Genomic DNA, 12,519 nt, shown 5'->3' with positions numbered 1-12,519 from the left:
GGCGCCTTTGCGGGCACCAAAGAACTCCGCTTCGAGCAGGTTCTCGGGGATGGCGCCGCAGTTGACGGCCACCATCGGCCCGCTGGCCCGCTGGCTGTTGCGGTGCAAGGACTGGGCCACCAGCTCCTTGCCGGTGCCCGATTCGCCGCGCACCAGAATGGGCGCCATGCTGCCGGCCACCTTGGCAATGCGCTCGCGCACCTGCTGCATCACAAGGGACGGGCCGATCAATTCGCGCTGGGCCGGGAGGGCTGACCGCGCGGGCGTGCCCGGCTGCGGCGCCGCTTGAGACGCGGGCTGCGCCGGGACCAGCGCAGCAGCATCCTGCAGCCCCTGGCTGGCAGAGGCCACCACCTGGCGAAACTGCTTGAGGTCCACCGGCTTGGTCAGGTAGTCAAACGCGCCTTCGCGCAAGGCCGCGACAGCATTGTCGGCCGAGCCATAGGCGGTCATGACGATGGCGCGCTCGCTGCGGCCCTGGCTGCGCAGGTCCTGCAGTAGCTCCATGCCCAGGCCATCGGGCAGGCGCATGTCGGTGATCAGGATCTCGAAGCGGCGCTGCTGCAGCTGGGCGCGGGCTTCCTGCACCGAGCCGGCCGTGTAGACCCGGTAGCCTTCGCGCAGCAAGGTCAGCTCATAAAGGGTTCTGAGGTCGGGCTCATCGTCCACGACCAGAACAGTGGTGTTTTCAAAACTCATGCCTGGTGGATCAAATCAGTCTGCTGGGGATGCGCGGGGCTGGCGGCCCGGCGAAACTGCACAATAAAGGCATTGCCCTGTGCCAGCTCGGGCAGCGCTGTGCTCTGCCTTTCGTAGCGGATCATAGCGCCATGGCGGGTGCACAGCTCGCGGCAGATGTACAGGCCCAGGCCGCTCGATCGGCTCTCGGACGAGAAGAAGGGCTCGAACAGGTGCTTTTCAATGGTCGGCTCGATGGGCGCGCCATCGCTCCAGACCACCAAGGTGGTGGTGCCCGTGAGGCTGCTGTGGGTGCTGACGCGCAAGGAGTCTGCACAGTCCCGGCGGTAGCGCTGGCCGTTGTTGAGCAGGTTGTAGAGCAGCTGGCGCAGGTGCCCGGTGTCAAAGGCCACCAGGCTGTCCTCGGCACTGAGCGACAGCGCCACGGTGTGGGCGGCAGGGGCCAGTGCCATCCAGTCATGGCAGATGTGCAGCACGCTGTCATTGAGGGCAATGGAGTCACCATCGCCGGGCTGGATCTGGTTATGCACGCGGGCAATGTCCAGGATATCTTCGGCAATGCGGCCCAGGCGCTGGGCATTTTGCTCGACCATATAGGTCAGGCGCTTCTGGCCCGGGTCGGTCAGCTCCTCATCGAGCAGCGCATTGGCCTGGGTGATGGCCGTCAGCGGGTTGCGGATTTCATGGGCGACAGCTGCGGACATGCGCCCCATCGCCGCCATTTTCTCGGTGCGCAGCCGCGCCTCTATCTCGCGCAGGTCATGCAAGAACACCAGGCACAGCGGGTCATTGTCATGGCTGCCAATGGTGCCGAAGGTGGGCAGCGGGTGGGTCAGCCAGGTGCGCACATGCAGGCCGATGGGGGCCATCTGCGGCGCGGTCAGTGCCAGGTCTTGCGAGAAGGGCTTTTGCTCGGCAAAGGTCTGGGTGACCTGCTCGACCACACCGCGCCAGGCGGGCAACTGCGCCAGCGCCAGCGGCAGGTGGGGGTGGCCCAGCAAGGTCATGGCAGCCGGGTTGGCAATACGCACCTGCAAGGCCTGGTCGGCCACCAGCACGCCATCGGGCAGGTTCTGCAGGATGAGCGCATTGATCTGCTCTTGCTGGTTGGCCGCAGCGGCATTGCGCAGGCCCTGCAAGGTCTCGCGCTCCACCCGCGAGGCGAGCAGCCGCACGAGAATGCCCACCAGAAAATAGGCCGCTCCGGCCAGCCCGGCCTGCACCGTGTTCTGCGTGCCATCGGGGTCGAACACCGACAGGCGAAAGCTCAGCGACTCGACAATCAGAAAGATCGTGATGTAGGCGCAGCTGCCCAAGGTCACCAGCCAGCCGCCCAGGGTGCCGGCAAACAGCACCGCCAGGCCGAACATCGGCGTCAAGGTGTAGGTGCCGGTTTTGGTCACTTCCAGTAGCGAGATCAGCAGCAGATCCATGCCGATCGTGGGCAGCCAGGCATAGACGCGGCGCTGCGGGGGCGGCTGGTGGCTGAGCGCGGCATACAGCATGGCCGAGATGCCATAGGCGCCCAGCAGCGCCAGCTGCGACAGCAAGGGGCCCGATTGCGCTGGTGTGATGGCCATGGCGCCCAGCGCCAGCAGCAGGGCCACAAAGACGCGGGCCACCAGGTAGCCGCGCCACAAGCGCTTGAAGGGGGTTTCCATCAATGCCAGCGCGGCCATCGTGGCGATGCCCAAAGCCTAGCGCTGGCCAGGCGGCAGCGCCTGGGCGAGATGGGCTTGCGAGCAGTAATGTGCGCCCTGGTAGCCGATGGCATCGGACTGGGGCAGGTGCACGCCGCAGTGCGCGCAGTGCACCATGGGCTCGGGCTTGGCCAGGCCTTTTTTGGGCGGTGGCGGCGGCGCGTTCTTGACCCGTTGGCTGCGCCACATGTGCCAGCCCACGGCCAGCACCAGCAATACCAGCAAATACTTCATGGCAGCTCAGTGTTTCAAGATGACTTCAAGGACAAAGCGCGAGCCCACATAGGCCAGCAGCAGCAAGGTGGCGCCTACATAGAGCATGTTGACGGCGCGCTGCCCGCGCCAGCCAAAGCGCTTGCGGCCCACCAGCAGCACGGCAAAGGTCAACCAGGCCAGCATCGAGAACACCGACTTGTGGTTCCAGACCCAGGCCTTGCCGTACAGCGCCTCGCCAAACCACCAGCCGGCCAGCAAGGTTGCGGACAGCAGGATGAAGCCGGCCGTGACAAAGCGGAAGGTCAGGCGTTCCAGGGCCAGCAGTGGCAGACCGCCGTCGTGGCTGCCATCCTGGCGCATCTGGCGCTCGGCCCGGGTCATCAGTGCGGCATGCACGACGGCGGCGGCAAACAGGCCATAGGAGGCAATGCCCAGCGCCAGGTGCAGCGGCAGCCAGGGCGAGGCATTCACATGCAAAGGGCTGCCGGGGTAGACGCCGGCCAGCAGGACCGCGATGCAGCCCATGGCCGACAGCGGCCAGCGCGAGCGCAGCTGCGGGTAGAGCTGCTGCTCGACCACATACACCGTCAGCACCAGCCAGGCGGTGACGGACAGCGCCGGCGCAAAGCCGAAATGGGGCATGTCACCCACCAGGCTCCAGCCGATGGCCGCCAGGTGCAAGGCCCAGGCCGCGCGCAAGCCCAGCCGCGCGCTGGGCTCCTGCAGGCGTCGGGCCGCAAGTGCGGGGATGGCGTAGGCAATGGCTGCAGCAATGGCCAGCGCCCAGCCGATGGGGCTGGTGCTGGCTGCGGCAAAGGCGGGAGAGAGCATGCCCGCTATCATAGCTGCGGCGAAAGGCCTGTGTGCTCTGCGCGGGCGCTAGCGCCTTGCCATCTGCCGGCTATTGCCATCTGCTATGGCCGGCGATGGACCGCAGAGCCTGGCCGGCGCGCGCTATATACCGACGCTGGTTGCGCAGACCCGGTTGCGGCCGCTGGTCTTGGCCTCGTACAGCAGCTCATCGGCCCGGCGCAGGCAGTCCTCCAGGCCGTCGGTCTGGCCGCAGTGGATGGTCAGCACCCCGCAGCTCACCGTCAGCTCTGGCGCGGTGGTGGAGGCCGCATGGGCAATCGCCATCGTCTGCACTTCCTGGCGAAAGCGCTCCACCACGGCCACGGCATCGGCGTGGCCGGGCAGGATCAGCGCAAACTCCTCACCGCCAAAGCGGGCGGCCAGGTCATAAGGGCGGCGCGCATGGCGCGCCAGCGTACCGGCTACTTGCTTGAGCGCCTCATCGCCTTGCACATGGCCATAGTGGTCGTTGTACAGCTTGAAGTGGTCGATATCGATCAGCGCCAGGCCCAGCGGGTCGTTTCTGCGCAGGCACAGGCGCTGGCTGCGCCGCAGCATGTCATCAAAATGCCGGCGGTTGGCCAGGTTGGTCAGGCCATCGACCTGCGCGAGGCGCTGCAAGGCTTGGCGCTGCAGCGCCAGGTCGATCTGGTTGCGCACCCGCACACTCACCACTGCCGGGCGGATGGGTTTGGAGACATAGTCGGCCGCGCCCAGGCGCAGGCCATATTCCTCCGCCGCAGCATCGCTCTGGCCGGTGATGAAGATGATCGCAATGCCGGCCGTCGCCTCCTGCTTTCTCAACTGGGTCAGCACCTCATAGCCATTCATGCCGGGCATGCTGACATCGAGCAGCACCAGCAGCAGGCGGTGCGATTCGCGCGTGGCGATGGTCAGCGCACTGGGGCCGTCCTTGGCCAGCAGCACGCGGTACTGCTGGCCCAGCAGCTCGGCGAGCATGGAGCGGTTGACGCGCTCGTCATCCACAATCAGGATGGTGGGTTGGTCGTTATCGGGCTCAGCTTGCATGGTGCGATGGTAGGGGGTCTAGGTCTCAAAGGGGCTGGTAGCCAGAAGGTCAAGGCAGGATCTGTTCGAGCCGCTCGATCGCCGCCAGTGCGGCCTCGCCATCCAGGTCTTCCACATGCTGCAGGATCTGCTGGAGCAGCGGCGTCCAGCGCGCCGTGGGGCTAGCCAAGAGCATGCGTTCGAGCTCGCTGACGGCGGCATAGTCGCCATCGGCCACCAGGCGCTTGAGGTGCTTGAGGTCCTGGCGCAGGCTGGTGGCAGCGGGTGGGCTGGCCGCAGGCGCGGCGTCCAGCGCTGCGCTCGGCGGGGCCGGTGGATGCTGGCGCGTGGCCAGGCCTTGCAGCAGTGTCTGCAGCTGGGCGGCAAACTCGGAGGTCTCGGCATGCAGCAGGCGCTGGGGCTGCGCTGCGGGCGGCGGGGCCTGCGTCCACTCCCGGGCCTGGCTCTCGATGGTTTCGGCCGCCTGGACCAGGGCCGTGGCATCGAGGTAGCCCAGCGCCCCCTTGAGCGAATGGGCGAGCATCGACAGCGGCTCCCAGGATGACTGCTGCACATGCAGCACCAGGGTCTGGGGGGCGTCGGCAAAGTCGCGGTAGAAGCCGGCCAGCACCCGTTCGACCCGCTCGGCATTGCCATGGAAGCGCTGCAGCATCTTGGCGTGGTTGATGCCGGGCGTGGCTGCCACGCGGGCCTCGTCGCGCAGGAATTCGGACTCGGGCGCATCCGGCGTATCGGCATCGTTGCCGGGGCCTGCGATCCATTCGCTCAGCGTTTCGTACAGCTTGCGCTCGTCAATGGGCTTGGTCAGGTGGGCGTTCATGCCCGCTTCTTCAATGGCGCTGCGGTCCTCGACGCGGGCCTGCGCGGTCAGCGCAATCACCGGCAGCTGCTGCAGATGGGGCAGCTGGCGCAGCGCGCGCGTGGCGTCCAGCCCATCCATCTGCGGCATGTGCACATCCATCAGCACGGCGTCGTAGTGGTGGTGCTCGAGCATGCTGAGCGCCTCGGCGCCATTGGTGGCCAGGCTCACCTGCACGCCGACCAGGCTGAGGAAGTCGGCAGCCACCTCGCGGTTGAGGGCGTTGTCATCGACCACCAGGACATTCTTGCCATGCAGGTGGGGGTAGAGCTGGATCGGGTTGGTGTGCAGCGCCTGCGGCTGGCCCGGCGTGTCGGGCAGGGCGCGCCGCGAGAGGCCGCCGCCCTGCGACTGCAAGGCCTCCAAGATGGCATTGAACAGCACCGATTGGGTCACCGGCTTGATCAGCAGGCCTTGCAGGTGCAGCTCTTCAGCCTTGCGCATGACCTCGTCACGGCCGTAGGCGGTCACCATCAGCACCGCCGGGGTGGCCGAGAGGTGTTCTTCCTCGCGGATGCGGCGCGCCACCTCCAGCCCGTCCATGCCTGGCATGCGCCAGTCCATCAGCACCAGGCCATAGGGCGTGCCCACGCGGGAGGCGAGCTGCAGATCGGACAAGGCCTGCTCGCCCGAATCCACCGTGTCGGCGCGCATGCCAAACCCGCGCACCATCTCGGCCAGGATGTCGCGTGCGCTGGCGTTGTCGTCGACGATCAGCACGCGGTCCACCGGCGTGCCGTGGTAGCGGGCTGGTTTGGGCGCCTGCTGCAGCTGGGCGGGGTGCAGTTGCACCGAGAAGTAGAAGGTGCTGCCCAGCCCCGGGCTGCTCTCGACCTTGAGCTCGCCCCCCATCTGGCCCACCAGGCGCTGGCAGATGGCCAGGCCCAGGCCCGAGCCGCCATAGCGCCGAGTGGTCTGGCTGTCGGCCTGCGAGAAGGGGCGGAACAGCTGGCTCATCTGGGCCGGGCTCATGCCGATGCCCGTGTCCTTGACGGTGATCTCCAGCCCGATCTTGCCCGGGACCACGGGGCGGTTGCCGGCGGTCTCGGTGGTCTGGATGCTGATGACCACCTCACCCAAGTGGGTGAACTTGATGGCATTGCTCACCAGGTTGTTGAGCACCTGGCTCAGGCGCAGCGGGTCACCGCTCAGCTGCCGTGGCACATCGGGCGCGACCGAGTAGACCACCTCGATGCCCTTTTCCTCGGCGCGCAAGGTGGTGACGGCCGAGACGGTCTCGAGCACATCGTCGAGCGCGAACTCCACGTTCTCCAGGGTGAGCATGCCCGCCTCGATCTTGGAGAAATCCAGGATGTCATTGATCACCGACAGCAGTGCGTTGGCCGACAGCTCCACCTTCTCCAGGTAGTTGCGCTGCTTGGGCAGCAGCGGGGTCTGCTGGATCAGGCGCGTCATGCCGATGACGGTGTTCATCGGCGTGCGGATCTCGTGGCTCATCGTGGCCAGGAACTCGGACTTGGCGCGCTCGGCCGCTTCGGCCATTTCCTTGGCTTTTTGCAGCGCCAGCTCGGCCTCGCGCTCGCGCGTGATATCGAGCATGATGCCGTCCCAGATCGTGCCCGCTTCCTGGCGGCTGGGTGCCGAGCGGCAGCGTAGCCAGCGCAGGCTGCCATCGGGGCGGATGATGCGAAAGCTGCAGTCAAACAGGCTCAGGCGCTCCAGCGCCTCGCGCTGCTGCTGCCGGTACATCGCCAGATCTGCCGGGTGGATGGTTTTGATATAGGCCGCGTTGTCAGCCATGATGGCCTGCGCGCTCACGCCGATGAGCTTTTCGATACCGGCGCTGATGTAACTCATGCGCAAGGTCGTGGCCGTGCCTTCGACGCGGTAGATCGCGCCACTGGGCAGGTTGTCGGCCAGTGCCTCCAGCCGCTGGCGCGCCTGTTCGCGCTCGGACAGATCCTGCAGCGTGCCGCTGAGGCTGACGATGCGGCCACTGCTGTCATAGTCGGCCTGGCCCAGGATGCTGGCCGGGAACTGGCCGCCATCGGGCGTGTAATGGGTCACATCGAGCCGGTAGGGCTGGCCGGTCTGGGCGCATTGGGCAATGGCCGCGGCCACCTTGGCATAGTCCTGCGGCGGCATCATGTGGGCGATGTTGTCCTGGGTCAGCTTGGGCCCCTGCGGGTCCAGGCCATTCATCTCGTACATCATCTCCGAGGCCTCGATCTCACCGCTGGCCAGGTCCAGCGTCCAGCTGCCGATGCGCGAGAGCCGCTCGGCGCGGCGCAGCGAGTCATAGCTTTGGCGCAGCTGGTTTTCCGATTCGCGCATCTGCGTCGTGTCACGCGAAATGCCCAAGAGGCCGATGACCTCGCCATGCTCGTTGCGGTACTGGCTCTTGATGGACTGGAAGCTGAGCCGGCGCCCCTCGATCAGCGCATGCGACTCCGACACCACCGGCGTGCTGCTCCGGTAAACGGCGGCATCGTCGTCGGCAAAATTGTTGTGGCCGCCGAGGATTTCGGCATCGGTCTTGCCAATCAGTCCCCCGGGCGGCATCTGTGTGATGGCCTCGGCCGCGGGGTTGGCGAACACATATCGGCCCTGCCGGTCTTTGACAAAGACGATGTCCGAGGTGCCGCGCATCACCGCATCGAGCAGGTGGGTGGAATGGCGCCACTGCTGGGTGCTTTTCTCGACCTGCTGCTCGAGCGCGGCATTGAGCAGCTGAATTTCCTGGTCGCGGCGCACGCGCTCGGTGATGTCGTGGGAGATGGTGAAAAAGCGCTTCTCGCCATCCACCAGCTGGCAGGTGATGTGCACCTCGACGGGAAAGCAGGAGCCGTCCTTGCGCTGGTGGGTGTTGGTTGCCACGGTGTGTTCACCGGGCTCCATTTTCTGCCACAGGGCCAGCAACTCCTCCTGTGTGTAGTCCAGCGCAAAATCAGCCACCGTCAGGGCCATCAGCTCTGCCAGGCTGTAGCCCATCTCCCGGTAGGCCTGGGTATTGACATCCAGGATCCGGCCTTGCGTATCGGTCACGAAGAAGGCGTCCGAGAAATGGTCTAGCAAGTGGCGATACGGCGTATCTGGCATCGGTGATCCTGGTCAAAGAAAGCGCCACCTCAGGGTGGCGGGCAGGGCTTTGGCATTGCAGCTGGCCATGCCAGCGGGGGCAGGCGCAGGCCGCAGCTGCATTGTCGCGGCTTCGGGCCTGCATGTGCGCAGCCTCAAAGGCTAAATTCGTTTGGCGCTTCACGGTCAAACATTTACCTATTGTAGGGAGCGGGCCATAGTTTCTTGCGCTGGCGGGCAGGCTGCCAGCCCTGGCCCCGCGTCAGTTTTGGGGTGAGCGGGTAGAATCAAAGGTTTGCAGGGCTGTGGCTTACAGCCCCTGGCGCCAGTCGTTTTTAGCCCGGCCTCCGGCCAGCGGCTACCGCTGGGCGCCCCCTTTGCCACGATTACTCAAGACTCCACCCTATGGCTTCCGCACTGACCGATAAACTCTCGCGCCTCGTCAAGGAAATGCGTGGCCAGGCCCGTATCACCGAATCCAATGTCCAGGACATGCTGCGTGAAGTGCGCATGGCCCTCTTGGAGGCGGATGTGGCCTTGCCCGTGGTGCGCGACTTCATTGCCCGCGTCAAGGAAAAAGCGCTGGGCCAGGAAGTGCTGGGCAGCCTCAAGCCGGGCCAGACCCTGGTGTCGATCGTCAACAAGGAACTGGCCGCCACGATGGGCGAGGGCGTGGCCGACATCAACCTGCAGGCCCAGCCGCCGGCGGTGATCCTGATGGCCGGCCTGCAAGGTGCCGGTAAGACGACCACCACGGCCAAGCTGGCCAAGCACCTGATCGAGCGGCGCAAGAAAAAGGTGCTGACCGTCTCGGGAGACGTCTACCGCCCCGCTGCTATCGAGCAGCTCAAGACCGTGACCCAGCAGGCGGGCGCGGAATGGTTCCCCAGCACGCCCGACCAAAAGCCGTTGGATATTGCCAACGCGGCGCTCGATTACGCCAAGAAGCACTACTTTGATGTGCTCCTGGTCGATACCGCCGGCCGCCTGGCCATCGACGAAGTGCTGATGACCGAAATCCAGCAATTGCATGCGGCCTTGAAGCCGGTCGAGACCTTGTTCGTCGTCGATGCGATGCAGGGCCAGGACGCGATCAACACCGCCAAGGCCTTCAAGGAGGCGCTGCCGCTCACCGGTATCGTGCTGACCAAGCTCGACGGTGACTCACGCGGCGGTGCGGCGCTGTCGGTGCGCCAGATCACCGGCGCGCCCATCAAGTTCGCCGGTGTGTCCGAAAAGCTCGATGGCCTGGAAGTGTTCGACGCAGAGCGCCATGCGCAGCGCGTGCTGGGCATGGGCGATATCGTGGCCCTGGTCGAGCAGGTCTCCAAGGGCGTGGACATGGAGGCGGCCCAGAAGATGGCCGAGAAGATCAAGTCCGGCGACGGCTTTGATCTGAACGACTTCCTGGGCCAGCTCCAGCAGATGAAGCAGATGGGGGGCCTGTCGACCCTGATGGACAAGCTGCCCTCGGAGCTGGCGGGCAAGGCCGGCAAGGTCGATATGGACAAGGCCGAGCGCGAAGTGCGCCGCAAGGAAGGCATCATCTGCTCGATGACCCCCTATGAGCGCGCCAAGCCCGAATTCATCAAGGCCACGCGCAAGAAACGCATTGCCGCTGGCGCTGGCGTGCAGGTGCAAGAGGTCAACCGCCTGCTCAACGAGTTTGGCCAGATGCAGCAGATGATGAAGAAGATGAAGGGCGGCGGCCTGATGAAGATGATGAAGAAGATGGGCGGCATGAAGGGCATGATGGGCGGCGGCATGCCCAAGCTGCCGTTTTAAGCACCGCAGCATGCCCTGGTTGCAAGGCCTGCTTCAACAAAAACGCCTGCATCCAGCAGGCGTTTTTGCATCCAGGCGCTGCGGTGTTACGACACCACAACTTGCGCCTCGCCCGCCAGCATCTGGCCGACTACGCAGGCATCGGCAAAGCCCTGGGATTTGAAGATGTCCAGCACCTGGCCAACAGCATCCGGCGTGCAGGAGACCAGCAGGCCGCCGGAGGTCTGCGGGTCGGTCAGCAGGCTGCGCATCGCATCGGGCACTTGCGCGCCCATTGCCACATCGCTGCCGTAGGACGCCCAGTTGCGTCCCGAGGCGCCGGTCACCACGCCTTGCTGGGCAAGATCGAGGACGCCGGGCAGCAGCGGCAGCGCCTGGCTGTCGATCACGGCTGTGAGCTGCGCGCCGCGTGCCAGCTCCAGCGTATGGCCCAGCAGGCCAAAGCCGGTGACATCGGTCAGCGCATGCACATCGGCCAGCTGCGCAAGCGCGGCGCCAGGCCGGTTGAGCTGGGTGGTGGTGCGCACCATGCTGGCGTAGTCACTGTTGCTGAGCAGGCCTTTTTTCAAGGCAGCGGACTGGATACCCACACCCAGGGCCTTGCCCAGGATCAGCACATCGCCCGCCTGGGCATCGCGGTTGCGCTTGAGCTGCGCCGGATTGACGATGCCGATACCGACCAGGCCATAGATGGGCTCGACCGAGTCGATCGAGTGGCCGCCGGCCAGCGGAATGGCGGCATCGCGGCAGACGGACTCGCCGCCTTCGAGAATCTTGGCAATGACGTCGTGGGGCAGCACATTGATCGGCATGCCGACGATGGCCAGCGCCATCAGCGGCGTGCCGCCCATCGCGTAGATGTCCGACAGCGCATTGGTCGCAGCAATGCGGCCAAAGTCATAGGGGTCATCGACGATGGGCATGAAGAAATCGGTGGTCGCGACAATCGCCTGCGTGTCGTTGATCTGGTAGACCGCTGCGTCATCCGCCGTCTCGGTGCCCACCAGCAGCTGCGCATAGAACTGCTTGGGCACCGCACTGCGGCTCATCAGATCGGCCAGCACCCCAGGGGCAATCTTGCAGCCGCAGCCGCCGCCATGCGACAGCGAGGTCAGGCGTGGCGAGGTGGGCAGGGTGGTGGTAGGGGCATTCATACGGGCATCCTCAGGGCTAACAGACTGGCGAGAAAAGCGGTGCCGCCCATGGCGGCCCACCATTATCGGCATTTGGCTGACGGGCGTGCACCATGCTGCCTTGTGAGTGAGGGGCAAAGCGACAGCAATCGCCGATGGGGCCAAAAGTGGCCGCGATGCATTCAGTGCCATCTTGGCTGTGGCAACCAGACAGTTTAAAAGTGAGCATCGATAGTCGTCAGGGAAGCGCTGACCCGTGTCGCATCGGGTATGCTTTCAGATTTTTCTGCGAGATCCTATCGAGACGGGGATGCGAGAGAATAACTTTGACCTGCTGCGACTGATGGCGGCCCTGGGCGTTTTCTGGGCCCATGGCTCGCTCTTCTACGACCTGCAGATCACCCCATTTTTCAACAATACCTACAGCATGGGGTCGCTGTCGGTCTATGTCTTTTTCTTCATCAGCGGCTATCTCAATGTCCAAAGCTGGAGCCGAACGGCGCAATGGGCTGCGTTTGGCATCAAACGGGCGCTGAGAATTTTCCCTGGGCTGTTGGCGGCAGCCTTCATATCCGTGTTTGTCATTGGTGGGCTCATGACGACGCTGGATCTGAAAAGCTTTCTGTCTTCGGGGCAGACCTGGGGGTTGTTTGTCAACTATGGAACTGGCCTTGCGACACTCAATGACCTCCCCGGGGTGTTTGCGCACAATCCAATTCAGAACGCGGTAAACGGCTCGCTGTGGACCATCAAGTACGAGGTCTTGATGTATGTGCTGCTGGTTTTGTTCGGTATGACGCTAGGGCTCTCTCGCCGGATTCTTGTGCTAGTAGTGGCCGTGTCGGCCGCTGCCTTTCTGTTGGTGAAAATTCCCGCGCTGGATGACGGCGCGATCAGCTGGCGAGATTTCTGGCAATTCGCCACCATGTTCTTCGCTGGGGCTGCTTTTAACTACATCCCGGTAGACCGCAGGCTATGGTTGGTACCGCCTATGCTGCTGGGCTTTGTCATTGCCTGTACCGGGACCACGCTGGCGATCGTTCAGGGCGCTGTCTTCCTTTGCCTGCCCGGTGCCGTTTTTCTGCTTGCCTATTGGAAGCCTTTGACCCGCATTCGTCTGCGCCATGATCTGTCTTACGGCATCTACATTTATGCATTCCCGGTGCAGCAGGCCCTCACTGAGATCAGTCTAAGGCATGGGATTTCC

The 12,519-nt window shown here is 64.7% G+C and carries 9 protein-coding genes; 2 read left to right on the top strand and 7 right to left on the bottom strand.

Annotated elements, in window-relative coordinates; genetic code table 11:
- The 6 genes from H928_RS27140 to H928_RS27130 all read right to left on the bottom strand — a co-directional run.
- Positions 1-699, bottom strand: a 699-nt coding sequence (locus H928_RS27140) for a sigma-54 dependent transcriptional regulator (protein WP_021026464.1), incomplete at its 3' end; no start/stop codon positions are given.
- Positions 696-2,393: an ATP-binding protein gene (locus H928_RS27135; protein ID WP_052329916.1), complete on the bottom strand. Its 1,698-nt coding sequence runs from the start codon at positions 2,391-2,393 to the stop codon at positions 696-698. The genes H928_RS27135 and H928_RS27140, both read right to left, overlap by 4 nt.
- Before the next feature lie 3 nt (positions 2,394-2,396).
- Positions 2,397-2,633, bottom strand: coding sequence for a PP0621 family protein (locus tag H928_RS0110485; RefSeq protein WP_021026462.1), 237 nt, complete (start codon positions 2,631-2,633; stop codon positions 2,397-2,399).
- Between the two features lie 6 nt (positions 2,634-2,639).
- Positions 2,640-3,446 carry an inner membrane protein YpjD gene (locus tag H928_RS0110480; protein ID WP_021026461.1) on the bottom strand — a complete coding sequence of 269 codons (807 nt, stop codon included), beginning with the start codon at positions 3,444-3,446 and terminating at the stop codon, positions 2,640-2,642.
- Between the two features lie 123 nt (positions 3,447-3,569).
- Positions 3,570-4,496 (bottom strand): diguanylate cyclase, encoded by a 927-nt coding sequence (locus H928_RS0110475; RefSeq protein WP_021026460.1) that lies wholly within the window; start codon positions 4,494-4,496, stop codon positions 3,570-3,572.
- A 49-nt stretch (positions 4,497-4,545) separates the two neighbouring features.
- Positions 4,546-8,415 (bottom strand): response regulator, encoded by a 3,870-nt coding sequence (locus H928_RS27130; protein ID WP_021026459.1) that lies wholly within the window; start codon positions 8,413-8,415, stop codon positions 4,546-4,548.
- Positions 8,416-8,799: 384 nt separating this feature from the next.
- On the opposite strand from H928_RS27130, the gene ffh reads away from it, so the two are divergent.
- Positions 8,800-10,179: a signal recognition particle protein gene (gene ffh, locus H928_RS0110460; protein WP_021026457.1), complete on the top strand. Its 1,380-nt coding sequence runs from the start codon at positions 8,800-8,802 to the stop codon at positions 10,177-10,179.
- An 86-nt stretch (positions 10,180-10,265) separates the two neighbouring features.
- Here the strand turns inward: ffh and selD are convergent, their stop codons facing one another.
- Complete coding sequence (gene selD / locus H928_RS0110455) at positions 10,266-11,333, bottom strand: selenide, water dikinase SelD (RefSeq protein WP_021026456.1); 1,068 nt, start codon at positions 11,331-11,333, stop codon at positions 10,266-10,268.
- A 289-nt stretch (positions 11,334-11,622) separates the two neighbouring features.
- Here selD and H928_RS27125 point away from each other — a divergent pair.
- A partial coding sequence (locus H928_RS27125; RefSeq protein ID WP_204366299.1) for an acyltransferase occupies positions 11,623-12,519 on the top strand: 897 nt, incomplete at its 3' end.

It is taken from the genome of Comamonas sp. B-9, assembly GCF_000410635.1.
Taxonomy (GTDB): Bacteria; Pseudomonadota; Gammaproteobacteria; order Burkholderiales; family Burkholderiaceae_C; genus Comamonas.
This window is presented reverse-complemented; position numbering and strand designations above follow the sequence as displayed.